The organism is Blastochloris tepida (assembly GCF_003966715.1).
Taxonomy (GTDB): Bacteria; Pseudomonadota; Alphaproteobacteria; order Rhizobiales; family Xanthobacteraceae; genus Blastochloris; species Blastochloris tepida.
Genome location: NZ_AP018907.1, coordinates 1,452,358 through 1,479,194 on the forward strand (window position 1 = coordinate 1,452,358; position 26,837 = coordinate 1,479,194).

23 protein-coding genes, 3 tRNA genes and 1 riboswitch are annotated in these 26,837 nt (G+C 68.8%); of the genes, 16 read left to right on the forward strand and 10 right to left on the reverse strand.

The features are described from left to right. Nucleotides 1-349: 349 nt before the first annotated feature. Nucleotides 350-1,153: an enoyl-CoA hydratase gene (locus BLTE_RS06760; protein ID WP_126398738.1), complete on the reverse strand. Its 804-nt coding sequence runs from the start codon at nt 1,151-1,153 to the stop codon at nt 350-352. A gap of 80 nt (nt 1,154-1,233) precedes the next feature. On the opposite strand from BLTE_RS06760, the gene cysE reads away from it, so the two are divergent. Next, nucleotides 1,234-2,085: a serine O-acetyltransferase gene (gene cysE / locus BLTE_RS06765; RefSeq protein ID WP_126398740.1), complete on the forward strand. Its 852-nt coding sequence runs from the start codon at nt 1,234-1,236 to the stop codon at nt 2,083-2,085. A 37-nt stretch (nt 2,086-2,122) separates the two neighbouring features. After that, nucleotides 2,123-2,335 carry a DUF3126 family protein gene (locus tag BLTE_RS06770; RefSeq protein ID WP_126398742.1) on the forward strand — a complete coding sequence of 71 codons (213 nt, stop codon included), beginning with the start codon at nt 2,123-2,125 and terminating at the stop codon, nt 2,333-2,335. Nucleotides 2,336-2,610: 275 nt separating this feature from the next. Here the strand turns inward: BLTE_RS06770 and BLTE_RS06775 are convergent, their stop codons facing one another. Continuing rightward, nucleotides 2,611-2,907 (reverse strand): HigA family addiction module antitoxin, encoded by a 297-nt coding sequence (locus BLTE_RS06775; protein ID WP_126398744.1) that lies wholly within the window; start codon nt 2,905-2,907, stop codon nt 2,611-2,613. 10 nt (nt 2,908-2,917) lie between these two features. Beyond that, a complete protein-coding gene (locus tag BLTE_RS06780; RefSeq protein ID WP_126398746.1) occupies nt 2,918-3,199 on the reverse strand; it encodes a type II toxin-antitoxin system RelE/ParE family toxin in 282 nt (93 codons plus the stop codon). Between the two features lie 156 nt (nt 3,200-3,355). Here BLTE_RS06780 and BLTE_RS06785 point away from each other — a divergent pair, with 156 nt between their 5' ends. Further along, nucleotides 3,356-3,865, forward strand: coding sequence for a lipocalin family protein (locus tag BLTE_RS06785; protein ID WP_160140542.1), 510 nt, complete (start codon nt 3,356-3,358; stop codon nt 3,863-3,865). Between the two features lie 66 nt (nt 3,866-3,931). Here the strand turns inward: BLTE_RS06785 and BLTE_RS06790 are convergent. Beyond that, nucleotides 3,932-4,006 (reverse strand) — tRNA-Thr (locus BLTE_RS06790). Nucleotides 4,007-4,302: 296 nt separating this feature from the next. Here BLTE_RS06790 and BLTE_RS06795 point away from each other — a divergent pair. Then, entirely contained in the window at nt 4,303-4,908 is a 606-nt protein-coding gene (locus BLTE_RS06795; RefSeq protein ID WP_126398750.1) for a hypothetical protein, read from the forward strand. Nucleotides 4,909-5,220: 312 nt separating this feature from the next. On the opposite strand, the gene BLTE_RS06800 is transcribed toward BLTE_RS06795, so the two are convergent. Next, on the reverse strand, nt 5,221-6,207 hold the full coding sequence (locus tag BLTE_RS06800) for a TrmH family RNA methyltransferase (RefSeq protein ID WP_126398752.1): 987 nt from the start codon (nt 6,205-6,207) through the stop codon (nt 5,221-5,223). Nucleotides 6,208-6,443: 236 nt separating this feature from the next. On the opposite strand from BLTE_RS06800, the gene BLTE_RS06805 reads away from it, so the two are divergent. Beyond that, nucleotides 6,444-6,528, forward strand: a tRNA-Tyr gene (locus tag BLTE_RS06805). A gap of 262 nt (nt 6,529-6,790) precedes the next feature. Continuing rightward, nucleotides 6,791-6,864: transfer RNA gene (locus BLTE_RS06810), tRNA-Gly, on the forward strand. Between the two features lie 484 nt (nt 6,865-7,348). Here the strand turns inward: BLTE_RS06810 and BLTE_RS06815 are convergent. Continuing rightward, nucleotides 7,349-7,756 (reverse strand): helix-turn-helix domain-containing protein, encoded by a 408-nt coding sequence (locus tag BLTE_RS06815; protein ID WP_126398754.1) that lies wholly within the window; start codon nt 7,754-7,756, stop codon nt 7,349-7,351. A 637-nt stretch (nt 7,757-8,393) separates the two neighbouring features. Between BLTE_RS06815 and BLTE_RS06820 the strand changes: the two genes are divergently transcribed. Next, the gene (locus BLTE_RS06820; protein WP_126398756.1) at nt 8,394-9,167 is read left to right on the forward strand and encodes a GntR family transcriptional regulator; all 774 of its coding nucleotides are present in this window, start codon (nt 8,394-8,396) and stop codon (nt 9,165-9,167) included. 640 nt (nt 9,168-9,807) lie between these two features. Here BLTE_RS06820 and BLTE_RS06825 read toward each other — a convergent pair. After that, complete coding sequence (locus BLTE_RS06825) at nt 9,808-11,796, reverse strand: TonB-dependent receptor plug domain-containing protein (RefSeq protein WP_126398758.1); 1,989 nt, start codon at nt 11,794-11,796, stop codon at nt 9,808-9,810. Nucleotides 11,797-11,960: 164 nt separating this feature from the next. Continuing rightward, nucleotides 11,961-12,171: riboswitch (cobalamin riboswitch) on the reverse strand. A gap of 378 nt (nt 12,172-12,549) precedes the next feature. On the opposite strand from BLTE_RS06825, the gene rfbC reads away from it, so the two are divergent. Both rfbC and rfbD read left to right on the forward strand, forming a co-directional pair. Continuing rightward, the gene (rfbC, locus tag BLTE_RS06830) at nt 12,550-13,107 is read left to right on the forward strand and encodes a dTDP-4-dehydrorhamnose 3,5-epimerase (protein WP_126398760.1); all 558 of its coding nucleotides are present in this window, start codon (nt 12,550-12,552) and stop codon (nt 13,105-13,107) included. Continuing rightward, nucleotides 13,107-14,009, forward strand: coding sequence for a dTDP-4-dehydrorhamnose reductase (gene rfbD, locus BLTE_RS06835; protein WP_126398762.1), 903 nt, complete (start codon nt 13,107-13,109; stop codon nt 14,007-14,009). The genes rfbC and rfbD overlap by 1 nt, the downstream gene beginning before the upstream one ends. Before the next feature lie 6 nt (nt 14,010-14,015). Here rfbD and BLTE_RS18665 read toward each other — a convergent pair whose 3' ends face one another. The 3 genes from BLTE_RS18665 to BLTE_RS06850 all read right to left on the reverse strand — a co-directional run bounded on the left by BLTE_RS18665 (nt 14,016) and on the right by BLTE_RS06850 (nt 20,007). Next, nucleotides 14,016-16,382, reverse strand: coding sequence for a glycosyltransferase (locus tag BLTE_RS18665; RefSeq protein WP_126398764.1), 2,367 nt, complete (start codon nt 16,380-16,382; stop codon nt 14,016-14,018). Next, nucleotides 16,379-18,898, reverse strand: a complete 2,520-nt coding sequence (locus BLTE_RS06845) for a glycosyltransferase (RefSeq protein WP_126398766.1) — start codon at nt 18,896-18,898, stop codon at nt 16,379-16,381. The genes BLTE_RS18665 and BLTE_RS06845 overlap by 4 nt, the downstream gene beginning before the upstream one ends. Before the next feature lie 92 nt (nt 18,899-18,990). Beyond that, complete coding sequence (locus tag BLTE_RS06850; protein ID WP_126398768.1) at nt 18,991-20,007, reverse strand: hypothetical protein; 1,017 nt, start codon at nt 20,005-20,007, stop codon at nt 18,991-18,993. A gap of 326 nt (nt 20,008-20,333) precedes the next feature. On the opposite strand from BLTE_RS06850, the gene BLTE_RS06855 reads away from it, so the two are divergent. From BLTE_RS06855 to surE, 7 genes are all read left to right on the forward strand, one after another. After that, the gene (locus BLTE_RS06855) at nt 20,334-21,650 is read left to right on the forward strand and encodes a glycosyltransferase (protein WP_126398770.1); all 1,317 of its coding nucleotides are present in this window, start codon (nt 20,334-20,336) and stop codon (nt 21,648-21,650) included. 126 nt (nt 21,651-21,776) lie between these two features. Next, nucleotides 21,777-22,448: a ParA family protein gene (locus tag BLTE_RS06860; protein WP_126398772.1), complete on the forward strand. Its 672-nt coding sequence runs from the start codon at nt 21,777-21,779 to the stop codon at nt 22,446-22,448. Nucleotides 22,449-22,767: 319 nt separating this feature from the next. Next, complete coding sequence (locus tag BLTE_RS06865; protein ID WP_126398774.1) at nt 22,768-23,046, forward strand: twin-arginine translocase TatA/TatE family subunit; 279 nt, start codon at nt 22,768-22,770, stop codon at nt 23,044-23,046. Nucleotides 23,047-23,168: 122 nt separating this feature from the next. After that, nucleotides 23,169-23,729, forward strand: a complete 561-nt coding sequence (tatB, locus tag BLTE_RS06870) for a Sec-independent protein translocase protein TatB (protein ID WP_126398776.1) — start codon at nt 23,169-23,171, stop codon at nt 23,727-23,729. After that, on the forward strand, nt 23,726-24,508 hold the full coding sequence (tatC, locus tag BLTE_RS06875; protein ID WP_126398778.1) for a twin-arginine translocase subunit TatC: 783 nt from the start codon (nt 23,726-23,728) through the stop codon (nt 24,506-24,508). Before tatB ends, tatC begins: the two co-directional genes overlap by 4 nt. Before the next feature lie 163 nt (nt 24,509-24,671). Next, entirely contained in the window at nt 24,672-26,063 is a 1,392-nt protein-coding gene (gene serS / locus BLTE_RS06880) for a serine--tRNA ligase (RefSeq protein WP_126398780.1), read from the forward strand. Beyond that, nucleotides 26,063-26,824 (forward strand): 5'/3'-nucleotidase SurE, encoded by a 762-nt coding sequence (gene surE / locus BLTE_RS06885; RefSeq protein WP_126402089.1) that lies wholly within the window; start codon nt 26,063-26,065, stop codon nt 26,822-26,824. The genes serS and surE overlap by 1 nt, the downstream gene beginning before the upstream one ends. The last annotated feature ends 13 nt before the right edge of the window (nt 26,825-26,837 follow it).

Below are 26,837 nucleotides of genomic sequence, written 5' to 3' on the forward strand. Positions count from 1 at the left end.
GTGGGCAGGACATACGGACGCCAGCGCTCCGGGTCAATAGAAGGCGTCGACGTAAGGGCCGCTCAAGGCCGGTGCCGGGGCTGCGCCGGTGTGGCGCGCGGGCCTGCCGCCACCGCTGCGGCATCCTGATGTGACGCGCGAACCGGGCCGGAAAGGCGAATCAACCGAATCGGTTGCGAAACATTCCTGCAGTTCCGATTCCGGTTGAGGTTGGGCCGGCACGCGCCATGCGCGCCGGCCATTGGGCACTCGGAAACGGCGATATGGTTTCCGAATGATTATACGATTTCCGGCGGATCAAGCCGGAAACCGTCTCTTTCCGGGGGCTCCGGCCGCCGCCTCGGGCGCCTCAGGCGCCGCGGAACTGCGGTGCCCGCTTCTCCAGGAAGGCGGTCCGCCCCTCGGCATAATCGGCGCTGTCGAAGCAGGCGTCGGCCAGCGTGCGCAGCGCCGCCGGGCCGCGGTCGTCGAGCCCGGCGGAGGCGTTGATGGCGGCCTTGGCGGCCTGCAGCGTCAGCGGCGCGTTGGCGGCGATGCTCTCGGCGAGCTGGCGCACCTCGGCCTCCAGCGTGTCGTCGGCCACCACGCGGGTCAGCAGGCCGGCCTGCAGCGCCTCGGGCGCCTTGATGCGGCGGGCGGTGAAGAACAGCTCCTTGGCGCGCATCGGCCCCAGCGCTGCCACCACCTGGGCCATGGCGTCGGGCGGATAGCCGACGCCGAGCCGGCCGGCGGGGATGCCGAACTCGGCGCTGTCGCCGGCAATGCGCAGGTCGGCGGCGATCGCCAGGCCCAGCCCGCCGCCGAGGCAGAAGCTGCGGATCATCGCCACCGTCGGCTTGGCGGCCCGGCTGAGGCCGGCGAACGCCTCGGCATTGGCCGCTTCGTAGGCGCGCGCGCCCGCGGCGGTGGCGCGGACGGTCTCGAACTCGGAGATGTCGGCGCCGGAGGCGAACGGCCCGTCGCCCGCGCCGCGCACCACGATCACCCGCACGTCGGGGTGGGCATCGAACGCGGCGACAAGCTGCGGCACCGCCTGCCACATGGCCAGCGTGAGCGCGTTGCGGCGGGCGGGATTGTCGATCACCAGCCAGCCGATATGGCCTTCGATGCGGGCGGTGAGCTTGTCGGTCGGGGAGGGCAGGGTGTTGGCCATCAGGTGTCCTTGATGTCACCAAGTGTTTCGGGAGGTGTGGTAGGTTATGCTGAATTGAGTTGCCTTATGAGGAGGTTTTCATGCCCCACGGGCTGAGGCGCCGCCCGGCGGCGCTGCGCAAGGCCGATCCGGTGTGGGAGCGGCTGCGCAGCGAGGCGGAGGCGGTGATCGCCGCTGATCCGGTGCTGGCGGCGTTCGTGATGGCGACCATCCTCAATCACGACACGCTGGAGGAGGCGGTGGCGCACCGCCTCGCGGCGCGGCTCGACCACCCGGACGTCTCGGACGAGCTGATCCGCCACGCCTATGCCGAGGCGCTCGACGCCGACCCGTTGATCGGCGCGGCGTTCCGCTCGGACATCGTGGCGGTGGCCGACCGCGACCCGGCAACGACCCGCTTCATCGAGCCGGTGCTGTACTACAAGGGCTTCCACGCCATCCAGACCCACCGGCTGGCGCACTGGCTGTGGGGCGCCGGCCGGCGCGATTTCGCGCTCTATCTGCAGAGCCGGTCCTCGGTGATCTTCCAGTGCGACATCCACCCTGCGGCGCGAGTCGGCCGCGGCATCTTCCTCGACCATGCCACGGGCCTCGTGGTCGGCGCCACCGCCGTCATCGAGGACGACGTGTCGATGCTGCACTCGGTGACGCTGGGCGGCACCGGCAAGGAGCGCGGCGACCGCCACCCCAAGGTGCGCCACGGGGTGTTGATCGGTGCCGGCGCCAAGATCCTCGGCAATATCGAGATCGGCCACTGCGCCCGCATCGCCGCCGGCTCGGTGGTGCTGCGCGACGTGCCGCACAACACCACGGTGGCCGGCGTGCCGGCGAAGGTGATCGGCGATGCCGGCTGTCTCGAACCGGCACGGCGGATGGACCAGATGCTGGACGAGGCGTCCACGGCGCTTGCCCCGCCGGCCACGGGGGCCTAGGGTCCGCGCGAACCACTCACGGGTAGGAGCGCACGGCGTGGACGCAAAGGAAATCTCCAAGCTTGACCGCTATCTGAAGCGGCTGTTCAACAATGCGAGCGTCAAGGTGCGCGCGCGGCCGCAAAAGAAGGACTCGGCCGAGCTTTATATCGGCGACGAATTCGTCGGCGTGCTGTTCCGCGACGATGAGGACGGCGATCTGTCCTACAATCTGCAGATCGCGATTCTCGACACCGACCTCGACGACTGACCTTCTCTTCTGACGGCGTGGGTTATACGGTTTCCGGCCCCTGCGGCGGGAAACCGTATCCCGGTCGCCGATAATCCTGACGCCGGTCAGGACGTTGCGGCGGATTTGTCGCCAGAATCCCGAGGGATGATCGGGGCGCTGCCCCAGAGAGTGCGGCGCCGGCTGACCCCGCCGGCGGGACAGGCCACGCGGCGGCGAGACGAGGTCGCGCCGGTTTCTCGCACTCCTTTCGGTTCGCCCGTATGCCGTCATGCCGGTGAACCCGGATGCACCGCTCATGCAGCGGCGTGGTGAGGGTGGATTTCCGAGAGGTCCGGGAGATTCGACGCGGTGGTCGCAATGTCATAGGCGGTCTGGAGGTTCATCCAGAACTCCGGGCCGGTGCCGAAATAGCGGCCAAGGCGCAACGCGGTGTCGGCCGTAACGGGCACCTCCTCACGCGCCAGGCGCTCGATACGCGTCCGCGGCACCCGCAGCGACTTGGCGAGGCCGTAGGGCTTCAGGCCCAGGGGGAGAAGGAATTCTTCCCGCAGGATTTCCCCCGGATGGACGGCAGGGGTCGGGCCGATCATGGCTCCCTCCTCAATGGTAGTCCGTGATTTCGACGTCGGCGGCATTGCCGTCGCGCCAGACGAAGCACACGCGGAATTGGTCGTTCACGCGAATGGCGTACTGGCCGGCGCGATCCCCTTTCAGGGCTTCCAGCCGGTTGGCGGGCGGAACGCGGAGAGCATCGATCGTGACGGCGGCGTTCAGCATGGCGAGCTTGCGTTGCGCCACCCGCGCGAGGTCCGCCGGGAAGCCCTTGCCGACGGCGCCATTCCACACCGCTTCCGTCAGCTTGTCCTTGAAATTCAGGATCATCCCGCATCCCGTCTCGGCGAGATAACGTATCGTGCCGCGATACGTTCGGCAAGGCGGCGTATCTTGCGGAGATACGTTTCTGGTGTGCTGGTTTCAGCAAAAGTTGCTATGGTTGCAAGTGTCGCTGTCGGGTCACCATCGAATCCGGGGGCAGGGATGTCTGCGAGCATTGCGCGGTTTGTGCGCCGGATCGGCGCGCTTGTGGTGATGGCGCTCGGGCTGATGCCGGCCGAAGCCGGCGCCATCTCGCCGGAGCGCTTCCTCGGCACTTGGCATGAGGTCGCCCGCATCGAGCCGCTGTTCGAGCGCGGGCTGGTGCGGGTCAGCGCCACCTATGGCCGGCTGCCGGACGGGCGGGTCTCGGTGTACAACCGCGGCTTCGACCCCGTGAGCCGCCAGTGGCGCAGCATCCAGGGCACGGCGCGCTTCATCGGCGATCCGCGCGAGGGTCGGCTGGCGGTGACGTTCTTCCCGCCCTTTTCCGCCGGGCTGAACATCGTGGCGGTGGCGCCGGATTATTCCTGGGCGGTGCTGACCGGCGACGGGCGGCTGTTCGCGTGGCTCTTGGCGCGCTCGGCCAATCCGTCGCGGGCGGTGCGCCAGCGGCTGCTGGCGGCGGCGGCCAAGGCCGGCGTCGCGGTCGACCGGCTCACCTTTCCGCAGTGATTTCTGCCGCGATGCGGGGGTGACCGGGCCGGCCACCGCCGGAGGATCGGGCGCGCGGGCTGGAAATGGTGCCGGCTGAGGGGATCGAACCCCCGACCTTCGGTTTACAAAACCGCTGCACTACCGCTGTGCTAAGCCGGCCCACGGACACGAACGCCACGCTGCGCGAAAACGGCTAGCAGCCCTCCTGGTTTGGCGCAAGCGGCAGCGCGGCAATGGGCGCCGCGTCAACCGACTGTTCACCATCCTGACGGAAATATGGTGCCTCGAATCCGGCCCCGGACGCGGGCGGTCCGAACCCGGCGCCGGTCGATGCGGATGCCGGGACAATTCGGCCCGCGGCGTTCCAGGTTTGGAGACGACATTCCACGACACTCGCAACCTGGGTGTCGAACGGGCATCCGCAGAGGGTCGGGGCTCCCCGACCAGGAGGCATCATGCGCGTCTCGCTCGCCGCCCTCGTGGCGCTGCCGTGGGCCGTTCTGGCCGGGGGGCCGGCCTTGGCCGACTGGACGCCGGTCCAGCTCGGGCCGGGCGGGCCGATCATCGAGCAGGATTGGGGCCTCTACCGCCCCGGCCACGGCAGCCCGCGCATCCTCGACGGGCCGATCCTGATGCCGGTCCCGCGGCCGATCGGCATGCCCGAGCCGCTGCGCGTCCATTATGAAATGTTCTACGCCCGGCGCGGGTTCGTGCAGGGCATGCCGCCGAACGACGGGATCGTGCGCAAGGACACGCCGCCCTCGACGCGGTCCGGCGCGGTCCAGCAGGGCTGGGTCGGGCAGGTGTGGTCGGAGCCGACGTGGCAGCATTACTTCCCCGGCGGCGTCGAGCCCGGCGATCAGCCGGCGCCCAAGCCGGCCTCGGCGCCCAGGCCGGCGGAGCCGTTCTTCCGCATGTGGACGACGCCGACCATGCCGGACGTGCAGCCGACGCCGCCCTATAGCGGGCCGGATGCCGTCTACGCCCCGCAGATGGGGCCGCCCGGCCCTCCGGGGCCGCCAGGCCCGCGCCCGCCCGGACCGTGGCCACGGCCGCGCTGAGACGATTAAACCGAACGGGTCCGGGGCAACCCGACCCCAACGACCGCCGTCGGCGAAGTGCTTCCATCGCCGGCGGATCGGGTTTCCGGTGGCAAGCCGAGACGGCTTCCGGCCAGTTTCGGGTTTCGTCCCTCGAAGTCCCCCCACCCCCGACCCCTCCCCACCGCTCGCGAAGCTCGCGGGGGGAGGGGAGAAGCAAGATGCCTCTTCTCCCCTCCCCCCATGAACGCAGTGAATGGCGGGGAGGGGTCGGGGGTGGGGGGCAGAACGCCCCGGCGGCCTGGAGTGGGTCCCTGCGGGCCGGAAACCGCATCAGCGCTTGATGGCGCGGCTGGCGACATAGAGCGCCAGCGCCGCGGCGTTGGAGACGTTGAGGCTGTCGATGCGGCCCGGCAGGTCGATGCGGCCCAGCCGGTCGCAGGTCTCGCGGGTCTTCTGGCGCAGGCCCTTGCCCTCGGCGCCCAGCACCAGCGCCACCGGCGCGCTCAGTTCGAGGTCGCCCAGTTCGACGTCGCCGTTGGAATCGAGCCCGACCAGCGTGAAGCCGCGGTCGCGCAGGCCCTCCAGCGCGCGGGCGAGGTTCTGCACGGTGACCAGCGGCGTGTGCTCCAGCCCGCCCGAGGCGGCCTTGGCCAGCACGCCGGTGGCCTCGGGCGAATGGCGGTTGGTGGTGACGATGGCGCGCACCGCGAACGCCGCCGCCGAGCGCACGATGGCCCCGACATTGTGCGGATCGGTGACCTGATCGAGCACCAGCACGATGCCGTCGGTGGGCACGGCGTCGAGCTCGGGCGACTCCAGCGGATCGCACTCGGCATAGAGCCCCTGATGGACGGCATCGGCGCTGACCAGCCGGTCGATCTCGGCCGGCCGCACGATCTCCGGCGACGGATCGAGCAGGCCCGCCTCGGCGAGGCGCTTGGCGGCGTTCTCGGTGGCGAGCAGCCGGCGGATGCGGCGCGCCGGGTTGCGCAGCGCCTCGGACACCGGGTGCCAGCCATAGAGGATGATGAGGCTGTCGTCGCGGCGCGCCCGCTCGCGGCCGCCGCGCGGCCCGCCCTTGGCCGGGAAGGGCCGGCCGCCCGAGCGGCCCTTGCCGCCGAATGGCCGGCCCGCGCCGGACCATGGTCCGGATTTCGAGCGGGATTTCGCCCCGGATTTGGCGGCGGTGGCCGGGCGGCGCGAGTCGGCCCAGCCGCCGACGGACGAGTCGTCGGGGAGGTCGTCCGGCAGATCGTGATCGCCGGGGGCGGTGTCGGAATTGTCGGAAGGTGCTTGGGGCGAAGGTGCTTGGGGCATGGCGCCGTCTTCTCACGCCGCCCGCCCGCCGGCAAGACACGCAGGCCCGGCGCAGGGGAGGGACGCCCGCCGCGCACGGCCCAGGGCAGGTCCTTGACCCGATATTCCGCGCCGAAGCGGTGTCCACGCTTGTGGAGAATGCTCTGGCGTGTTGACAGGGGCGGATCCGACCACCATAAGACCGCCCACCGAGCCGGTTCCGCAGCCGAATGGCGACTGCGCGGAACGAGCGGTGCGGGGGAGTGTCCCGAGCGGCAAAGGGGGCGGACTGTAAATCCGCTGGCTATGCCTTCGTAGGTTCGAGTCCTACCTCCCCCACCATTCTTTTGATTTTCAGCAAAATCAATGGCTTGCGGCAGGGCGAACGGTCGGCCGACGCCACGGCTTGGCCATCTGCGGCCGCACCACGCGGCCAGGATCGCCGGCCTGTCCGCCGACAGGCGGCCGCCGCGCTGCCGCTGGCCTCGCGCCAATCCCCTGCGGATGGCGCCGACGAGACCCGCCGCGTGCCGCGCGCCTTGACGCCTCCGGGGAAATTTGAAATCTACATCCGACCGGCCGCGCCTGCGGCCGGTGTGGCGGCGCGGGTGTAGCTCAATGGTAGAGCAACAGCCTTCCAAGCTGATGACGAGGGTTCGATTCCCTTCACCCGCTCCAGACCTTCCAGGCGCCTGAGACCGGCGAGACGTTATATCAACGGCCGCGAGCGCGGGCCGTTGGGTCCGGTCGCGGATTTTCACGAAATCTCTGATTTCCCAAAAGAAAATCCGCGAGAGTCAACGGCACCACGCGTCAGCGTTTGGGCCGTTGGCATTAGAGCGTGATCCGATCCGACTGCATCAGATCGGACGCTCTAAGTTTCTGGTTTGTCGCATTTTCGCTGACGCGGCCCTTCGGGTCTTTCGCGCAACCGGTATCCACTTGCGCGGAAAATGCTCCAGGCGCCGGACGATCTCCAGCCGATTCGACCGCGATCCCGGGCACGATCCAGCCGTCCGCGCGCCGGCAACCTCTCTTCGGGATAACGGGCTGTGAAGGCCTGGAGCGTCCGCCGATCGGACCGGATCAGGCGGACGGTCTGGGTTCTGCGCCTACCGCATTCTCTTCCGCAAGACCGGTTCCCACGTTTGCGGAGAAGGGTTCAGTTCGGCGGCGGCGGGTCGGCCAGTTCCTCGATCAGATCGACGACGCGGCGGCGGACGTTGGGGCTCTTGATCCGGGTGAAGGCGCGGGTGAGCGCGAGGCCCTCGGACGAGGCCAGGAATTCGGCGACGTAGGCGGGGGAGGGGCCGTCGGCAAAGCCGCCGGCGTCGCCGATGTCGGGTGCACCCTCGAAGAAGAACGACACAGACACGCCAAGCGTCTTGGCGATCTGCTGCAGCCGGCTGGCGCCGATGCGGTTGGTGCCCTTCTCGTACTTCTGGACCTGCTGGAAGGTGATGCCGAGCGCGTCCCCAAGCTTCTCCTGGCTCATGCCGATCATCATCCGCCGCATGCGAACGCGCGCGCCCACATGCTTGTCGGTCGGGTTCGGGGATTTCGCGGACATCAGAGGCACTCCGAGAACACGGCCAGATTCGCTAATTCATTAAACGGACATGTATTTTTATTCGAGACAATCCATATATCAATTGATGGGTTATCCGCTAGGCGGCAGGCGAGTCAACTCGTGTGGAAAACTGCGGACGCTTACGCCCCGTCAGCATTAATGGTTTATATTTTGCTCGTGTCTACCTGTAATTGAAAATCAATTCTCCAGATGATTCGCAATACCTGAGCAGAGCAACTGTTCGTGAGCGAAATGCTTCTCTAAATTGTAGAGAAATACATTTACAACCTAAGGGACGCCGGCAGCCTGCCCGCCTTTCGCCGCGGCGTTTGCTTTCGCCCGGAGGCCAATCGGCCCGCGACCCGCGGCCGGCTTGGCGGCGGCGAGTTCGCTTGCACCAAGTTAGTTGTAGCATCTCCGTTGCCGTATCTTGGACCTCATATTCTTGACTTTGGATAGGTTGCGTCTCTTGCCAGTCTCGCGTCGCCCGGGCTGCGCCGGACGGTTGAAGTGCGGATATTGCCGAGCATCATTGTCGCGAAATATTTGAGCGGCCCCTTCAATCGTCCGTTGATTTGCCGCGCCGGTTGCATACATCCCTCAAGCGACCCCCGAAGTTCATTGTGCGAATTGATTGATGACTGCACCTAATTACCGGCGCAGCTTCTTCCCGCGCTATGCCCAGGTGGCTGCCGACCTTCGCCGGCGCATCGAGGCCGGCGAGTGGAGGTATGGCGACCGGCTGCCGCCGCTGGAGGTGTTCGAAGCGCAGTTCGACGTCGCCCGTGTGACCATCCGCCAGGCCATGGAAATCCTCGAGAAGGAGGGGCTGGTGCGGCGGGTGCAGGGCAAGGGGACGTTCGTCCTCCACAAGGCCAACGACAAGCGTTGGCTGGTGATGGACCTGCACCTCGACGGGCTGATGCGCTTCGCCTTTACGGTTACATCGCGGCTGACCGCCGAGCCGGCGGAGGCGGAGCTGCCGCCGCTGCGGCCGGACGAGGGCAGGCCGGCGCCGGCCTATGTGAAGCTGGAGAACATCCAGTTCCGCGACGTGCTGCCGTTCGCCGTGTCGCGCCTGTGGGTGGCGAGCGAGCTTTACGCCGCGGCGCCCGAGCGCTTCCGTACCGAGACGGTGATCGTCGTGGTCTATTCGCTGCTCGGCGAGCGCATCACCCAGGCGCGCCAGACCTTCTCCATCGATTCCGCGTCCAACCACATCGCCAAGCTGCTGAAGGTCGGCATCGGCTTTCCCACCGCCGAGTCGCGCATCACCATCGTCGATGACGCCGGTCGGCTCGCCTATCTCGGCCTGAGCTCGATCCGCGGCGACTGCGTGCAGTTCGAGGCCGACCTCACCCGCGGCCGGCAGGTCCGGCAACAGCAGCCGGCCGCGGACCGGAACGGCTGACGGCGGGGCCGCGCCGGCAACCGGCAGCAGGCGCGGCCTCGCTGGCCGAACCTGCTCCGTGGCCGAGCCTGTTCATACGGTTTCCGTTTGATCCCTTCAGAACAACCGCAGGCCGGGAGCCGCGCTCTTTCCCTCTCCCCTTGCGGGCTACGGTATTCATGGATCTGAATCGCCTAGGCCAAGAGAGATCGAGCCGAAACGCGATCTCTTTCGGCGTGACTTACGCCTGCGGCGTCTGGCACAAGCCCGCCGTCGTCATGGCCGGGCTTGTCCCGGCCATCCACGTCTTTGTTTTCAAATAGGTTTTCAAGACGTGGATGCCCGCGACAAGCGCGGGCATGACGAGTTCAATCCTGCGGCCCCCGGTAACTGCCGATCCACCGCGTTCTCGATGAGACATCCGCAGCCTGTCCATTAAGCCATTGATAGCTCAACACAGAATCAGATCCGTGAATGCCGTAGCCTTGCGGGAGAGGGTGCCGAGCGATCGTGAGATCGCGCGGCGGGTGAGGGGTGAATCTTCAAGCCCGCGTCCGCATTCACCCCTCACCCGGCTCGACCTCGCTTCGCTCGGTCTCGCCACCCTCTCCCGCAAGGGGAGAGGGAAGAAAAGGCCGCGCCAATCATTCGGAGAACCGTATCAATGGCCGAATTTGGCCTTCAGGCCGGCATAGATCACCCGGCCCGGCGCGACATAGGAGAACACTTCCTCATAGGTCTCGTCGAACAGGTTGTCGCCGCGCAGGTAGATCGTGGTGTTGGGTGTCAGGTCGTAGGAGATCAGCCCGTTGACGACCGTGTAGGCGTCGAGCGCCACGCGATTGTAGACGGTGTTGTAGGTCGGCGCCGGCCAGTAGGTGTAGTTGTCGGTCATGCCGCTGTTCTGGACGACGGCGAGCGTGGCGCGGCCGCGGCCCTCGGCGAACTTGACGATCGCGCGCAGCGAGGCCGCGTTCTGCGGAACCCGGATCGCGCCGAGCGTGGTCAGCAGCGTGGTGTCGTAGGCTTCGGCGTCGGTATAGGTGTAGCTGCCCTCGATGCTGAGCCAGGAGAGCGGGTCGGCGCGCAGCGTCACCTCGACGCCCTGACGGCTGGTCGAGATCGGCGAGTTGACCACCGTGCGGGCGGTGCCGACCGTGGCGAGGGTGATCTCGTCCTCGAGGTTCATCGAGAAATAGGTGACGTCGGCCGCCAGCCTGCCGTCGAACAGGGTCTGTTCGATGCCGAAATCCCAGCCGGTCGAGCTTTCGGGGTTCAGGCTCGGATTGGGCACGAAGTTGGAATAGTAGTAGCCGAACTGCTGCACGAAGGTCGGCTGGGTGACGCCGGTGCCGACGCTGGCGTGCAGGCGCGTGCCGTGCGCCAGCTTCTGCGAGGCGGTGAAGCGCCAAGTGGTGGCGTCCTGGAAGGCGTCAAAATCATCGTAGCGCACGGCGCCGGTCAGCGACAGGCCGGCCGGCAGGTCGATCATGTGCTCGGCGAACACGCCGGTGCGGGCGCGGGCATAGAGGTCGCCGACCGCCGGCGCCGACTGGCGGAATTCCTCGTGCTGATAGTCGGCGCCGAACGACAATGTGTTGCTGGCGCCGCCGAGCCAGGGCGTGTCGAACTTCAGCACGCTCTTGGTGTCGAAGGTGTTGCGCTGGCCGTAATAGGCCGAGTTTCCCCAGGCCGGGGAATTGTAATAGAGGTTGTTCTCGAAGGTGTTGAAGCCGACCGTCTGGATGAAGCGGCCGTCCCACAGCTTCATCGTCGCAACGGCATTGCCGATGAAGCTGTCATAGGACTGCGTGTCGGCGGTGTCCATCAGCAGGCCGTTGGTGTAGAAGTCCACATCGTCGGCCTTGGTGCCGCGGTCGGTCCAGCGGATGCCGCCCTCGACATTGAAATACTCGTTGAAATCGATGCCGGCCTTGCCGTTGACCACTGTCGAGCGGCTGCCGTCGGTTTCCGAGCCGAAGCGCGAGAAGTTGAAGCCGCGCGTGGATTCGCTCGAAACCGAGAATGCGCCATAGACCGGGCCGGTGGCGCCGCGGACCGACAGCGTGCCGCCGCCGGAATTGCGGGTGCCACCCTCGATGCGGCCGTCGAGCTGCGGCTTGGCGAGGCCGCGGCCGCTCTTGGTGATGACCGAGATCACGCCGGCCTGGGCGTTGGAGCCGTAGAGGCCGGACTGCGGGCCGCGCAGAACCTCGATGCGCTCGATGTCGTCGACCAGGAAGCCGGCGAAATCGAAGCCGCCATTCTCGACCTCGTTCACCTGGACGCCGTCGATCTGGACCAGCAGCTGATTGGGCTTCAAGCCGCGCATGCGCACCTGGGTCAGGGCGCCGGCGCCGCCGGAGGTGTTGACGGCGAGGCCCGCCGCCTCGCGCAGCGCGTCCGGCACGGTGTTGACGCCGTTGGCGCGCAGCTCGTCGCCGGTGATCACGGTGACCGCCGAGCCGACCTTGGACTCCTCGACCGGCACCTGGTTGGCGGTGATGACGACCTCGGGCAGCGACTGGTCGGATTGCGCGGCGGGCGCCGGATCGGCTGCCGACTGGGCAAGTGCAGGCAGTGCCGAAAGCGGGATCAGTGAGGTCGAGAAAAGAAGGCTCTTGAGGGCCGAGCGGACAAGGGCCGCCATGACGCGTCTCCGGGTGTCAAAGAAACGACAGGAGTCGCGGCGGCCCGGGCTCGCACCCGGCGCTGGCGTTCAGCAAGGCTTGACGAGTGGCGCATGGCCGGCCTCCGCGACAGTTCCACTGTCACCGTGCGGAGAGACCGCTCCGGTCGCGCGCCCCGCACGCCGGAAGGTGACTTGCACAGGTCGGTCTCCTGGCTCGCGGGTCTTCGCCCGTCGCCGCCTTCCCAGGGTTGTCTCCCCAGTGGCGTTCGGCGATGGGCTCTCCGCTCACAGTTGCGGGGGCAGCCTCGGATTCGGACGAGACGCGCACGCCTCCTCCTCACCGTGTTCCCTGGACCGGACGTCGTCCGGCCCACCTGCACGCCGGCAATTCACAGGTTGGTTATCGAAAAGTCAAGCACCGCCCGGCGGCGCGCGGCTGGCCGGCCGAATGCCGTGGCATTGATGCAAATGGCACCGACGGCCTTCAATCTTATGCCAACGGTCGCAGACTATAACTCGTCATGCCCGCACTTGTTGCGGGCATCCACGACTCCAAAATGTCTTTGGAAACAAAGACGTGGATGGCCGGGACAAGCCCGGCCATGACGGAGACCGACATATGTCGGTCTCCGTCGAAACCTGCCCGGCCATGACGACGGCGGGGTCATACTCGACGACAGTCGGTATTATGCCACCATGACGGGCCATGCTGCTTGCAGGGCGCGGGTGGCCTGGGTAGGCGGGGCAGGGGTAAGGCGAGGGTCTTGAGAGATGCAGGTCGTCGAGACGTCCATTCCGGGCGTATTGATCATCGAGCCGAAGGTGTTCGGCGATGCGCGCGGCTTCTTCATGGAGACGTATCAGGCGGTGCGCTACGCCGAGGCCGGCATCCTGCGGCCGTTCGTGCAGGACAATCTGTCCCGCTCGGCGTACGGCGTGCTGCGCGGCCTGCACATCCAGAACCCGAATTCGCAGGGCAAGCTGGTGACGGTGCTGCGGGGGCGGGTGCTCGACGTGGCGCTCGATGTCCGCCGCGGCAGCCCCACCTTCGGCCGGCATGTGGCGGTGGAGCTGAGCGAGGACAATCGCCGGCAGTTCTGGGTGCCGCGCGGCTTCGCCCACGGCTTCGCCGTGCTGTCGGAGAGCGCCGACTTCTTCTACAAATGCGACGATTTCTACAGCCCCACCGACGAGTTCGTGGTGCGCTGGAACGATCCGGCGCTCGGCATCGACTGGGGGATCGAGGCGCCGAAGCTGTCGGCGCGCGATGCCGACGCCGCGCCGCTGGCCGAGCTTCATGACCGCCTGCCGGTCTATGGCGAGGTGTGATGCGCATCCTGCTCACCGGCATTTCCGGACAGGTCGGCGCGGCGCTGATGCCGGTGCTCGGCCGCCTTGGCACCGTGGTGGCGGCGGATCGCGCCCGGCTCGATCTCGCCCGGCCGCAGGCGATCGCGGCCGCGCTCGATGCGCTGGCGCCCGATCTCATCGTCAATCCGGCGGCCTATACGGCGGTGGACCGTGCCGAGGACGAGCGCGATCTTGCCTTCCGCGTCAATGCCGAGGCGCCGTACGCGATGGCGCGCTGGGCGGCCGCGCGCGGCGTGCCGCTCGTCCATTTTTCCACCGACTACGTCTATGACGGGCGCGGCACGCAGCCTTGGCGCGAGGGCGACGCCACCGGGCCGCTCTGCGTCTATGGCGCCAGCAAGCTTGCCGGCGAGGAGGCGGTGCGGGCGGCCGGCGGGCCGCATCTGGTGGTGCGGACCTCGTGGGTCTATGCGGCGAGCGGCGCCAACTTCCTGCGCACCATGGAGCGGCTGGCGCGCGAGCGCAGCGAGCTGCGCGTCGTCGCCGACCAGATCGGCGCGCCGACCTCGGCCGCATTGATCGCCGATGCGCTGGCAGCGGTGCTGGCATCGGGGCAAGACGACATTGCCGGGCGCTTCGCCGCCGCTTCGGGCCTCGTTCACCTCGCCGCCAGCGGCGAGACGAGCTGGCACGGCTTTGCCGCGGCCATCGTCGCCGGCCTGCGGGCGCGCGGCGTGCCGCTCAAGGTCGAGACCGTGACGGCGATCACCACCGCCGACTATCCGACCAAGGCGCACCGCCCGGCCAATTCGCGGCTCGATCTCGGCCGGCTGCGCACCATGTTCGGCGTCGCCACGCCCGATTGGCAGGCGGCGCTGCAGCCGGAGCTCGATCGTCTCGCCGCCGAGCTGAAGGGATAGAGGACATCACCATCCCGGCGGGACGGCGACCGGTGGCGGCGAAAAATTGAGGCGGGGGGCGAAGCTGCGCGGCGGCCACGCCAGCGCCGAGAACGGCGTTCCGTCGAGCCCGAGCAGCGGGCTGTAGCAGGGATCGGCCATCAGCGCCTCGCCCCAGCGCGCCCGCAACGCCCGCAGTTCGCGCGCGTGCTGCGCCGCGAGCAGCGGCGCCGTCGCGCTGTCGCGATGATCGATCAGCCGCGCCCGCGGCGTCAGCACGATGCGGCCGCCGATCGGGCCACCTTGGGCGCGCAGCTTCAGGCAGTAATCGATCGCGGGGTAGAAGCGGGGAAAGCGGCTTTCATCCAGGCCGCCCACGGCCTCGAACGCGGCGCGCCGGGTGAGCAGGCAGGACGCGGAGAGGGCGCTCACCTCGTGCGCCACCTTCAGCAGATCGCCATAGCCGGCATCGGTGCCGAGCTGGCCGCCGAAGGCATCGGCGACATCGAAGCCGGGGCCGAGCACGCAGCCGGCGTGCCGCACGAGGCCGCTCGGGGTGAGCAGCAGCGGCCCCACCGCCGCGATGCCGGGATCGGTCATGCGGCGCAGCATCTCGTCGAGCCAGCGGTCGTCGGCGGCCTCGATCGCGTCATCGACGACGCACAGGAATTCGTTGGTGGCTGTTGCGGCGGCGCGGTTGACGAGGTGCGCCCAACCGAACGGGCCCGGAACGCGCAGCACGTGCGCGCCTTCGCCCTCAAGCTCCGCCAGCAGCGACAGGGTTTCGGCATCGGTCGAGTCGCTGTCGGCGATGATGAGTTCGCCGCCCACCGCATCGAGCCCGGCGCGCAGGCTCAAGGCCGCGCGGCGCAGCACGCGGCCGCGGTTGCGGGTCGGCATCACCAGCGTCACACGGCCTTCGGGGCGGGCGCGGCGCACCGCCACCGCCGGCAGCAGAATCCCATGGGCGCGCTGCACCTGGGCATCGACGCCCTGCGCCTCCAGGTGCGCCCGCGTTGCTGCCGCCAGCAGCGGCTCGGCGGTGTGCCGCGCGATCTGCGGTACTTCGCCGAGGCTGCCGGGGAGGTGGACGATCTTGGCGCTGTCGCCGTTCTGACCGGCGGCGAACAGCGCCAGCGCGTAGAGGTTCGATGCGCCGGCCTCCAGCGCATCGAGCGCGACATCGCGGTGCAACGCGAAGAGATGCGCGGCATAGCCTTGTTCGAGCAGGCGCTCGTTGTCGAACGCCGGCAGCGCGACCGGCCACACGACCGGGAGAGCCTGGCCGTCGTCATCGGCGAGGTCGAAATCGCCATAGGCGGCGTCGGCATCGGGAAAGGCGGCGAAGGCGTCGGCGATGCGGGCAAGCGCGAGGTCGTCGAGCCGGGTGCCGGCGAGGCAGAACAGCACCAGTTCGCTGTCGGCGGCATCCTCGGCCAGCAGGTCCCGCACCAGCGCCGGGTCGAACTGCGCCTGCGCCGCGGCCGCCGGCAGGGCGGCGGCGACCCAGGCGGCATGGCGCTGGCGCTCCAGGCTCGCGTGCGTTCGCTCCGCGTCGCCGGGGCCGACCATCACCACCGCGATCTCGACATCGATGGCGTCGGGCTCGGGCGGCGGAAAGCGCGTGCGCCAGTCGGCAGAACCGGCCATCGGCCAGGAGGCGGGCAGCAGCCGGTCGAACATCTCGCCGCGCAGACGTTCGGAGTCGAGATCGCCGAGCGCTTCAAGCGTGCGCGCCAGACCGTCGGCGAAGGCGACGAAGGCGGCCGGGCTGCCGTCCAGCGTCGTGCCGTTCTCGTGGACGGCCGTGACACGGCGAACCCGGCCATCGGCGAAGCGCGCCGGCAGGTGAACGTCGAAGGTGCGGGTGAGGCGGGCCTCGTCCGGATCGGACCCCGCCTCGCCCCAACCGGTGGCGGTCACGCGGTCGATGCGCTCGCCATTGACGAAGATATCGACGCACACGCCATCGGCCTTGCCGGCCACCCAGCCCTGGACGCGCAGGCCGCCGGCCCAGCGGATTTGGCCGGCGCCGCGCGGGGCGGCGTCGGTGGCGGCGGGCGCGTCGAGCGCGATCGGTGCGCCGACCGGCACGCCGGTATTGGCGATGCGCGCCTCGACCATTCCGGCGGTGGCCAGCACCTCGCGGTCGATTGAAAGGGCGAAGCCGCAGCAGCCGTCGCCGAAGCCGCGCGCCGCGAGGTGCGGCACGAACCGGTCGGCGCGCAGCGTCGCGAAGCCCACCCCGTCGATGAGGATGTCGAGCACCAGCCGGCGCGCCGGTTCGGCGGGATCGAAGGCGTGGCCGGCGAAGGTCGTCGCGCCGTCGCGGACGAAGGCGGTGTCGAAGCCGGTGGGTGTTTCGGTCGAGGGGCGCCGTCGCCGCGCGGTCATGACAGCCACCAGTGCTTCAGGCGGGTTGCGGTTGCTGCGAGGTCGGCGTCCGGATCGAGGGCGAGGTGGTTCCGCGCCTTGCGGTTCTTCGCGGCCGCGCCCGACCAGTCGAAGGCGGCATGGCGGCAACCGGCAGCGAGCGCTGCGGCTTCCAGCGGATGGCCGAACACCGGCGCCGCCGACACCGCGGCCACGGCGCCGATATCGTAGCGCTCGATCAGGGTGGGCACCTGGGCTGGCGAAATCCGTCCGGTCATCGCGAGGTCCGGCGGCCATGCGGCGCTCTCCGCCTTCGGTACGTCGCCGACCACGACGACGCCGGGCGTGCCGGCGGCAAGATGGGCCGCGAGGCCGCGCAGCCGCCCCCGGTCGGCGAGCGTGGCGCCGAGCGCCAATAGGCCGAGCCGCGCACCATGATTGCGGTTCGGCGCGGGCGGCGGTTCTGTGGTCGCATCGAGGCGCACGCGCTTCGTCTGGATGCTCTTCGGCAGGGCGCGGGCGGCGAATGCCTCGGCCGCCGCCGAGGGCAGCAGGATCGCCTCGGCACCGGCGGCGATGCGCTGCCACCGCGCGCGATGGGCGGCGGCATCCGAAGGTTGGCGCGCAGCGTCCTTGGCCAGCATGGCCGGCGAATAGCGCATGCCGCGCGGCAGGACGAGGCCGGCATCGGCGATCAGGATGTCGTACGGGCGGCCATCGGCGATAAGCAGATCGACCAAGGCCGGGCTCGCCGAAGCCGGCGCCGCCCATTCGATCCGTGCCGGCGCCGCCAGTTCGAGCCAGGATTTGAGCGCCCGGCGCTCGGACGCTTCGTCCAGCGCGAAGCGCAGCGACTGGGGCATGTCCTCGCCGGTGCCAAAAATGGCGAGGTCGCAGCCCACGGTGCCGCGCTCGATGCGGGCGATCAGCACGGCTTCGCCCGCAGCGGCGAGCGTGGACGCGCGCTCGCGCGCCACCGCCTCGCCGGGGCCGGCATCGGTGACGATCAGGCGGGCTTGGCGGGCGGCGGGCGGCACGATCCGCTCGATCGCCGCGCGCGCCCGCCGCAGTGGGTCGGCGGCCTGGAAGGCGGTCACCTCGCGCTCGTGCTCCGGAAAGCGCTGGTCGAGAACCTTGCGGTTGCGCAACACCAGCGCCCGCTTGTCGGGGCCGAACGAGCGCGAGCCGGCATGGCCGACGAACACCGAGGCCGCGCAGACATTGCGGTAGCCGCGTTCGCGCGCGAGCAGGCAGATGTCGACATCCTCGAAATAGCCGCGGTGATAGATCTCGGCGAGCGACCCCACGGCATCGAGGCAGTCGCGCCGGATGTAGAGGCAGAAGCCGATGCCGTTGGGCATGTCGATGACGAGGCCGCGATTGGCGGTGGCGGCGGCTTCATCGAGGCGCTGCAGCAGGCCTGCGTCCGGCAGCGGCGCCGAGCGGTAGAAGACCGGGAAGCTGGTATATTCGCCATTGTTCGACAGCGGCGTCACCGTGCCGATGTCGGGCGCGCTGTGGGCGGCGGCGGCGAGGCGCTGGGCGAAGCCCGGCGGCACAACGGTGTCGGCATTGAGCAGGATGACGTCTGTCGTCGTGGTCAGCGCCAGGGCGCGGTTGACCGAGCCGACGAAGCCGAGATTTTTCGCATTCTCGATCACCAGCACCGAGGGGTGGCGGGCGGCCTCCGCCAGCAGCGCCTTGATGCGCGGGTCGGGGGCTGCGTCATCGACCAGGATCACGCGGTCGATGGCGGCTGACGGCAGTTGCGAATAAAGGCTGTCGAGGCAGGCGCCGGTCGCCTCGGGGTCGGCATAGACCGGCACGATGACGGTGGCGGCGCGGGCTGGCGCATCCTCGGGCGATGCATCTTCGGGCGATGCGGTGGCGCGGCGGGCCGGGGGGCGGGCGGCGTTGGGCGCGGCGGTCTCGGCGCGCAGCAGCCTGCCGGCCAACCGGATCTCGATGCGCTGGGGCGAGGGCGAGCGCGGCCGCGCGATCTCGAAGCTCGCCGCCGCCATGCCGGGGCCGGCCAGCGGATGGAACGGATCGGCGGCAACGCGGGTGCGCTGTTCCGCGCCATCGGACTCGATCGCCACCTCGATCGGCGCATCGCCCGCCCAGGCCGCCCAGCCGACAACGCGACGATCGAGCACGGTGATGGACGCGACATCGGCGCGGCCGGCCTCGCGCAGCACGTCGAGGCAGCGGCGCAGGGTGTCGAGGTCGCGGTCATGGGCGACCAGCGCCGCGGCGGCCTCAATCCGCGCCGGCCCGCTGCCCCAGCTCAGGCGGCGGCGGTTGGCGGCAAGATCGGTGGGATCGACATCCAGCGCCCGGGCGAGGTCGGCCAGCGCCTCGGCGTGATGGCCCAGGCCCTTCAGCGCCTCGGCGCGCAGCACGAAGCACTGCGCCGAGGCGGCAGGCTGGGTGCGGCAGCGGCGATCGGCAAGCTGGAACGCCCGCCGATGGTCGCCCGCCGACAGGGCCGCGACCGCCCCCCGTTCGAGCTCGACATGGATGGGCGCGCGGGACATCGGTGGCGACGATTCGGGCGGGCAGAATTCGGGCAGGCACGATATTAGGGCAGGCACGACCTGGAGTGACGGCGCCCGAAGTGGGCGCGCAATCAGGGTGCCGTCTCGGGCTTGGGGCGGCTGCGGAACACGCGGACGCGGCCGGACGGGCGGGCCGCCGCCGCAGCGGGGGCCTCTTCGACTGGCGCAGGCGCGGGTGCAGGCTTGGCGGGCGCCACCGGCCGCGGGGCCTCCGGAGCGGCGGCCTTGGCCGGCTGGATGGCGAGGCGCAGGCCGACCAGCGGCTCGCCGCCGGTCGGGCCGCCCAGCACCACCCGCTGGCCGGACGCCTTCATCACCGGCGAGCCGAGAAACAGCGCCTCGGTCTGGAATTTGTAGCGGGCGGCACCGGGGCCGGACAGTTCCAGCACCACGCCGACCAGCGCCAGCGCCCGCTTGCGGCTGCCGGCATATTCGCCGGCATCGGTCATGGCGCTGGTGGCGCCGCGCGGCTTGGCGAACTTGACGGCGTAGCGGCAGACGACATCGGCCGGCCGGTCGGGCCAGTCGATGCTGATGCCCTCGATGCGCGAGGGTGACGCCGGACCGGCGATCCAGCGGTCGGCATCGACCACGACGTCGCCGATGCCGGCGACATGGCCGAGAATCTTCAGCCCGCCGGTGCCGGATTGCGCGGCGACGGGCTTGGCGGTGACAGGCTTGGCGGCGACGGGGGGCTGCGCCACCGGCTCGGCCGCGACCGGTGCCGGAGAACCGCGACGCGCGGTTTTGGCGGGGGCGCGGGGCGCGGGCTGCGCGGGCGCCTCCCGGCCGATGGAGAGCGGGTCGAGCTTCAGCGACGCCGCCTCCGAGCCGTTCTCGACCGCCGGCACCACCTCGATGATCAGCGTGGTCGGCGCGCTGGCATGGATCACCGCCGCCGCGCCCGGGGCGTGCAGCGTGGCGTCGGTCACGTCCGGGTGGAAGATGATCTCGGTCGTCGCGTCCTTGGAGGAGACGCGCACGGTGGGCTGGAGGCGCTCGACGTCGGCCTGCTCGTAGCGGAGAACGAACAGGCCGCGCGGGACGTCGACAGTCTTCTGCGGTCCGGAAATTCTCGGTCGGCTCATGTCAACCCCCAGATGAGACCACCGTAGCGATCGGCGCGTTCGGGGGTCAAGAGAGCCGGTCGCAATGGTCGTTCAGTCCGGATTCATATAGTTATCGGATACTCGATTCGACGTTAAGACCTTGTCGCAACGGCAGGTCCGGTTCGTCTGCGATCCGATCGGGCTGCGCGGCAAATTGCCTTGGACGAGCAAATTGCCTTGGACGACATGCGTCCGGGCGCGAAATTGATCTGCGCCGAGATGAACTTGCGCGGGGACGAACCGCGCCAAGGCAGCACGAACATTGCGCCCGGCCGTGCGGGGTGCCGGCAGCGACATCGCACGCCATGAAGATTCTGTTTGTCCACACGAACTTTCCCGCGCAGTACCGCCACCTCGCCAACCGGCTGGCGCGGCAGCCGGGCATCCAGATGGCGGCCATCGGCTCGGTGACGGCGCGGCCGGTCGAGGGGGTGAAGCTCGTCCGCTATCCCGGCTTCGACGGCGACGTGTCGCTGACGCATCCGTTCGCGCGGCGGTTCGATCTCGAATGCCGGCGGGCCGAGCAGGTGCTCTATGCGCTGTCCTCGCTCAATGCCGGCGGCTTCGTGCCCGACATGATCATGGGCCATCCCGGCTGGGGCGAATGCCTGCCGGTGCGCACGATCTTCCCCAAGGCGAAGCTGTTCGTCTATTGCGAGTTCTATTACGGCGTCGAGGGCCGAGACGTCGGCTTCGATGCGGAGTTTCCGTCGACCGGCGTCGACGGCCATGTCGGCCTGCACCTCAAGAACGCCACCACGCTCCTGGCGCTCGCCGATTGCGATCGCGGCATCTCGCCGACGCAGTGGCAGAAATCGACCTATCCCGAGGCGTTCCGCGAGCGGATCGACGTGGTCCATGAGGGCGTGGACGTCGACGTCGTGAAGCCCAGGCCGGATGCCGTCTTTCCGCTGCGCAATGGCCGGCGCCTCACCCGCGCCGACGAGGTGGTGACGTTCGTGGCGCGGAACCTGGAGCCGCTGCGCGGCTACCACGTGTTCATGCGCGCGCTGCCGCGCATCCTGGCGGCGCGGCCCAATGCGCAGGTGCTGATCATCGGCGGCGACGGCACCTCGTACGGCGCATCCCCGCCGGCCGGCACGACGTGGCGCGAGCGGTTCCTGGCCGAGGTGGCCGGCCGGCTCGACATGCGCCGGGTGCACTTCACCGGGCCGTTGCCCTACGAGCAGTATCTGGCGGCACTGCGGGTCTCCACGGCGCACGTCTATCTCACCTATCCGTTCGTGCTCTCCTGGTCGCTGATCGAGGCGATGAGCGCCGGCTGCCTGATCGTCGGCTCCGACACCGCGCCGGTGCGCGAGGTGATCGACGGCAGCAACGGCATGCTCGTGCCGTTCTTCGACACGGCGCAGCTTGCCGAGCGGGTGATCGACGCGCTGGCGAACCGCGCCCACCATGAGGGCCTGCGCCGGCGGGCGCGCGAGACGGCGGTCGAGCGGTTCGACCTCGAACGCCGCTGCCTGCCCGAGATGCTGCGCCTGCTCGAAATCCCCGCGGGCGGGGCTTCCGTCGCCGGGCCGCGCGTCTTCCTGCCGCGCGGCGAACGCGGGGGCGGGGAGGGGCGCCTGCCCGCCGCGGCCTCGACGCTGCAGCGGCCCTAGGGTTGCAGCCGCCCGCTTGAAGCCTCGGCGCAACCGGCGTACCGGTCTGGTTGCCGGACAGCGAGGATGTCGCGGGCGCCGCCCGGACGATTCGATGCCGCAATGAGCCGATGACTCAATGAGCCGATGACGCAGGTGATCGCATTCGCGCAGTGCAAGGGCGGCGTCGGCAAGACCACGCTTGCGGTCTCGGTCGCGGCCGAACTGCGCGAGCGCGGCGCCGATGTCAGCCTGATCGATGCCGATCCGCAGCGCTCGGCCTGCCAGTGGGCGGAACTGGGGAACCTGCAGTTTCCGGTGTGGGAGATCGGGCTCGGCGACGTGTCGGTGCTGCAATGGGCCGAGTGGGTGCGGCGGGTGACGGCGGAGATCGTGGTGATCGACACCGCGCCCAACGACCGGGCGCTGGGGGCGGCGATCGCGCTGGCCGATCTGGTGGTGCTGCCGTGCACGCCCTCCGGGCTCGACATCGAGGCCACGCGCCGCACCCTCGATCTCATCGACGAGGTGCGCCGCCGGCGGGAGGCGGCGCTCGGGGTCATCGTCGTGCCGAACCGGGTCGATCCGCGCACCCTCGAAGGCCGGCAGGTGGCCGAGGAGCTGGCGACGCTCGGCGAGTGCGTCGGCCCGGCCATCGGCAGCCGCTCGTCGTTCGTGCGCTCGTTCTCCACCGGCCACGCCGTCAATGAGAGTGCGGCCGGCACCAATGCGGACCTGGAAATCCAGGCGCTGTGCGACACGGTGCAGGCGGAGCTGACGCGGCTCGCCGGCCTCGCCGGCCGGCGCCGCTCCGACTGAGGCCGGCGGCCGCTCCCACTATTTGCGCAAAGGCTCCGGTGGGCGGCGGGCGCCGAGGTGCTTGTGTTCGCAGGCCCGGCGACCTAGGTTTCGCACGGATAGGGTTTCGCGAAGGGCTGGGTTTCGCAAGAGGCCGAAGGCCTCGCAGTCCGCCGTTCAGGGCGGTTTCCGGTCGATCCCTTCGGGATGCCGGAAACGGTCTCGCCGAAAACCCCTTGTTCGATAACGGGGGTTCGGCGATCGGAATACGGTTCCCCGGCTCTCAGGGCCGGAAACCGTATCGGGCGGATGCACGCAGCCCCCGCGGGGAGGATGTTTGATGGGTTCGATGAGCCTGTGGCACTGGATCGTCGTTGTTCTGGTCATCTTGCTGCTGTTCGGCCGGGGAAAGCTCTCCGAGCTGATGGGCGACGTTGCCAAGGGCATCAAATCGTTCAAGAAAGGCATGGCGGAGGATGACGACGCCAAACCGGCGGCGCCGGCCGAAGCGGCGAAGCCGGTCGAGCCGAAGCCCGTTGATGCCAAGATCATCGACCATGAGCCGGCGAAGCCCGCGGGCTCCGCGTCGCAGCCGGTCGAGCCCGGCAAGGTCGGCTGACCCGAGCGCGGCGGACTGGTGCGCAAGAACGGGGGCCGGTCGGCCGGCTCCCAATTGCGGCCTGTCCGGCCAATGATGTGCGGCTAGTGATGCCCGGCAAGTGATGTTCGGCAAGTGACAGCATGTTCGATATCGGCTGGAGCGAGCTTCTGGTGATCGCGGTGGTGGCCCTCGTGGTCATCGGCCCGAAGGAGCTGCCGGACGTGATCCGCGGCGTCGGCCGCACGGTGGCCAAGCTGCGCAGCATGGCGGCCGAGTTCCAGGGCCAGTTCAACGAGGCGCTGCGCGAGGCCGAGCTGACCGACCTGAAGAAGAGCGTCGACGACATCCGCTCGATCGCCAATCCGCTGCAGACCCTGAAGGACGAGGTGCGGCAGACGATCGAGAACGCCGTAACGGCGCCGCAGAGGTCCGCCGCGACGCCGCAACAGGCCGAAACGACGCCGCAACAGGCCGAAACGGCGCCGCAAGCGCCCGATACGGCGCTGCAGCCGGCGCCTGCGGCGCCGCTCGATCTGGCCGACGTGGCGGCCCAGCCCGCGCCCGTCGCGGCGGTGGCAGGCCCGCCGACCGCGGGAACCGCCGAGGCGGAGACGGCCCAACCCAAATCCGACGCCGCACCGAAGTCCGAAAGCGCGCCTGTGCCTGAGAAACTGCCTGGGGCCGAGAGTAAATCGGCATGACGCAGGAAGACATCGACGCGACGAAGGCGCCGCTGCTCGACCATCTGGTCGAGCTGCGCGCCCGGCTGATCAAGTCGCTGATCGCCTTCTTCGTGCTGTTCATCGTATGCTTCTTCTTTGCGAAGGAGATCTACAATATACTGGTGCTGCCGTTCACCTGGGTGGCTGGGGCGGGGAACGCGAAGTTCATCTATACGGCGCTGCTGGAATATTTCTTCACTCAGTTGAAGATCGCCGCGTTCGGCGCGCTGTTCCTGTCGTTCCCGGTCATCGCCATCCAGATCTACGCGTTCGTCGCGCCCGGCCTCTATGCGCACGAGCGAAATGCGTTCCGGCCCTATCTCGTTGCCACGCCGGTGTTCTTTGTGCTCGGTGCGCTGCTGGTCTATTTCATCGTCATCCCGATGCTGACGATGTTCTCGCTCGGCATGCAGCAGGCGGGCGGCGACGGGCAGGCGGAAATCGCGCTGCTGCCCAAGGTCGGCGAGTATCTGTCGCTGATCACCACGCTGATCCTGGCATTCGGCGTGGCGTTTCAGCTTCCGGTCATCCTGACGCTGCTGGGACAGATCGGTATTGTCGATTCGGTGATGCTGAAGGCGAAGCGGCGTTACTTCATCGTCGGCGCCTTCGTCATCGCCGCGGTGCTGACGCCGCCGGACGTGATCAGCCAGTTGTCGCTGGCCCTGCCGCTGCTGCTGCTCTACGAGGGGGCGATCTGGTCGGTGCGGATGATCGAGATCCGCCGGGCGCGGGAGATGCGCAACACGCCAACCTGATGGCGGCTCGGTACCAGGGCTGGCGACGGACGCCAGCCGGCGCTATGACGCTGCGGACTCGTCTCGCTCCCCGTGTGGGCGAGGGACGGGGCGGCTCCATCGTCAGGACCAATCGTCGGCACCCCGTCGCGTAAATATATCAAGTTCTTCCAGGCTCAGTTTCATGCACGACATCAAATGGATTCGCGACAATCCCGACGCCTTCGACGCCGGCCTGAAGCGCCGCGGCCTCGATTCCGAGACGTCTCCGCAGCTCTTCTCGGCCCATTTGATCGCGCTGGATGAGGTGCGGCGCACCGCCATCGTCGCGGTGGAGGCGGCGCAGGCGCGCCGCAACGCCGCCTCCAAGGAGATCGGTCAGGCCAAGGCCAAGAAGGACGAGGAGAAGGCCGCCGAGCTGATGGCCGAGGTGGCCAAGCTCAAGGACGATCTGCCCAAGCTGGTCGAGGCCGAGAAGGCGGCCTCCGAGACGCTGGACGCCGCGCTCGCCGCGATTCCGAATCTTCCGGCAGATGATGTGCCCAACGGCCCGGACGAGACCACCAATGTCGAGCGCCACCGTTTCGGTGCGCCGCCGGTGCTGGCGTTCCGGCCGCGGCAGCATTTCGACCTGGGCGAAGGGCTGAAGCTGATGGACTTCGACGCCGCGGCCAAGCTGTCCGGCGCGCGGTTCGTGGTGCTGAAGGGACACTTGGCGCGGCTGGAGCGCGCCATCGCCCAGTTCTTCCTCGACGTCCACACCACCGAGCACGGCTATACCGAAGTCGCGCCGCCGCTCTTGGTGCGCGACCATGCGATGTTCGGCACGGCGCAGTTGCCAAAGTTTGCAGAAGATCAGTTTCTTGCCACTCGACAGATTTCTCAAGACGAAATTCAGGAGCGCATGGCGAATTTTGGTGAAAGTGAACGTACGGCGCTATTAAGGCTCTATGTCGGGGACAAAGACTATCATTGGCTCATCCCCACCGCCGAGGTTCCACTGACCAATATAGTCCGCGAATCCATCCTGGAGGAAGCCGAGCTGCCGAAGCGCTTCACCGCCGGCACCTATTGCTTCCGGGCCGAGGCCGGCGCCGCCGGGCGCGACACCCGCGGCATGATCCGCCAGCACCAGTTCTACAAGGTCGAGCTGGTCTCGATCACCACGCCCGAGGAAAGCCAGAACGAGCACGAGCGCATGCTCGCTTGCGCCGAGGAAGTGCTGCGCCGGCTCGGTCTGCATTATCGAGTCGTGACGCTGTGCACCGGCGACATGGGCTTCGCCTCGCAGAAGACCTACGACATCGAGGTTTGGCTGCCGGGGCAGGGGATGTTCCGCGAGATCTCGTCCTGCTCCAATTGCGGCGAGTTCCAGGCCCGGCGCATGCAGGCGCGCGTCCGCTCCAAGGAGGGCAGGATCCGCCCGGTCCACACGCTGAACGGCTCGGGCGTCGCGGTCGGCCGCGCGCTGGTGGCGGTACTTGAGAACTACCAGAACGAGGACGGCTCGATCACCATTCCCGAGGTGCTGAAACCCTATATGGGCGGGCTCGCCAGGATCGAGCGGGCGGCGTGATGCGCATCCTGGTCACCAATGACGACGGCATCTACGCCCCCGGCCTGGAGGTGTGCGAGCGCATCGCCCGCACGCTCTCCGACGATGTGTGGGTGATCGCGCCCGAGACCGACCAGTCGGGCGTGGCGCATTCGCTGTCGCTCAACGATCCGCTGCGGCTGCGCGAGGTCGGCCCGCGCCATTACGCGGTCAAGGGCACGCCCACCGACTGCGTGATCATGGGCCTGCGCCATCTGATGAACGGCACGCCGCCCGATCTGGTGCTGTCGGGGGTCAATCGCGGCGGCAATATCGCCGAGGACGTCACCTATTCCGGCACGGTGGCCGGGGCCATCGAGGGCACGATTCTCGGCGTGCCGTCGTTTGCGCTGTCCCAGCTCTATGGCTACGAGACCCGCCAGAACCCGCATTGGGCTACCGCCGAGCGGTTCGCGCCGCAGGTGATCCGCCAGGTGCTGGCGCAGGGCCTGCCCAAAGGTGTGCTGGTCAATGTCAATTTCCCGGACTGCCTGCCCGACGAGGTGACCGGCGTCACGGTGGCGACCCAGGGCTTCCGTGCCCAGGAGCTGTTGCGAATCGACGCCCGCCACGACGGGCGGGGGCTTCCCTATTACTGGATCGCCTTCAACCGGCAGGAGCCCACCCGCGCCGACGGAACCGATCTGTGGGCGGTACACGCCCGCAAGGTGGCGGTGACGCCGCTGCGGCTCGACATGACCGACGAGCCGTTCATGACCCGTTTGGCGCAAGTCTTTGGCTGATTTGGAATTTTCG

Excerpts from the sequence above, each read along its gene's own strand:
- BLTE_RS06760 (WP_126398738.1), bottom strand. The coding sequence starts at position 1,153 with ATGGCCAACACCCTGCCCTCCCCGACCGACAAGCTCACCGCCCGCATC.
- cysE (WP_126398740.1), top strand. The coding sequence starts at position 1,234 with ATGCCCCACGGGCTGAGGCGCCGCCCGGCGGCGCTGCGCAAGGCCGAT.
- BLTE_RS06775 (WP_126398744.1), bottom strand. The coding sequence starts at position 2,907 with ATGATCGGCCCGACCCCTGCCGTCCATCCGGGGGAAATCCTGCGGGAA.
- BLTE_RS06780 (WP_126398746.1), bottom strand. The coding sequence starts at position 3,199 with ATGATCCTGAATTTCAAGGACAAGCTGACGGAAGCGGTGTGGAATGGC.
- BLTE_RS06785 (WP_160140542.1), top strand. The coding sequence starts at position 3,356 with ATGTCTGCGAGCATTGCGCGGTTTGTGCGCCGGATCGGCGCGCTTGTG.
- BLTE_RS06795 (WP_126398750.1), top strand. The coding sequence starts at position 4,303 with ATGCGCGTCTCGCTCGCCGCCCTCGTGGCGCTGCCGTGGGCCGTTCTG.
- BLTE_RS06800 (WP_126398752.1), bottom strand. The coding sequence starts at position 6,207 with ATGCCCCAAGCACCTTCGCCCCAAGCACCTTCCGACAATTCCGACACC.
- BLTE_RS06815 (WP_126398754.1), bottom strand. The coding sequence starts at position 7,756 with ATGTCCGCGAAATCCCCGAACCCGACCGACAAGCATGTGGGCGCGCGC.
- BLTE_RS06820 (WP_126398756.1), top strand. The coding sequence starts at position 8,394 with ATGACTGCACCTAATTACCGGCGCAGCTTCTTCCCGCGCTATGCCCAG.
- BLTE_RS06825 (WP_126398758.1), bottom strand. The coding sequence starts at position 11,796 with ATGGCGGCCCTTGTCCGCTCGGCCCTCAAGAGCCTTCTTTTCTCGACC.
- rfbC (WP_126398760.1), top strand. The coding sequence starts at position 12,550 with ATGCAGGTCGTCGAGACGTCCATTCCGGGCGTATTGATCATCGAGCCG.
- rfbD (WP_126398762.1), top strand. The coding sequence starts at position 13,107 with ATGCGCATCCTGCTCACCGGCATTTCCGGACAGGTCGGCGCGGCGCTG.
- BLTE_RS18665 (WP_126398764.1), bottom strand. The coding sequence starts at position 16,382 with ATGACCGCGCGGCGACGGCGCCCCTCGACCGAAACACCCACCGGCTTC.
- BLTE_RS06845 (WP_126398766.1), bottom strand. The coding sequence starts at position 18,898 with ATGTCCCGCGCGCCCATCCATGTCGAGCTCGAACGGGGGGCGGTCGCG.
- BLTE_RS06850 (WP_126398768.1), bottom strand. The coding sequence starts at position 20,007 with ATGAGCCGACCGAGAATTTCCGGACCGCAGAAGACTGTCGACGTCCCG.
- BLTE_RS06855 (WP_126398770.1), top strand. The coding sequence starts at position 20,334 with ATGAAGATTCTGTTTGTCCACACGAACTTTCCCGCGCAGTACCGCCAC.
- BLTE_RS06860 (WP_126398772.1), top strand. The coding sequence starts at position 21,777 with ATGACGCAGGTGATCGCATTCGCGCAGTGCAAGGGCGGCGTCGGCAAG.
- BLTE_RS06865 (WP_126398774.1), top strand. The coding sequence starts at position 22,768 with ATGGGTTCGATGAGCCTGTGGCACTGGATCGTCGTTGTTCTGGTCATC.
- tatB (WP_126398776.1), top strand. The coding sequence starts at position 23,169 with ATGTTCGATATCGGCTGGAGCGAGCTTCTGGTGATCGCGGTGGTGGCC.
- tatC (WP_126398778.1), top strand. The coding sequence starts at position 23,726 with ATGACGCAGGAAGACATCGACGCGACGAAGGCGCCGCTGCTCGACCAT.
- serS (WP_126398780.1), top strand. The coding sequence starts at position 24,672 with ATGCACGACATCAAATGGATTCGCGACAATCCCGACGCCTTCGACGCC.
- surE (WP_126402089.1), top strand. The coding sequence starts at position 26,063 with ATGCGCATCCTGGTCACCAATGACGACGGCATCTACGCCCCCGGCCTG.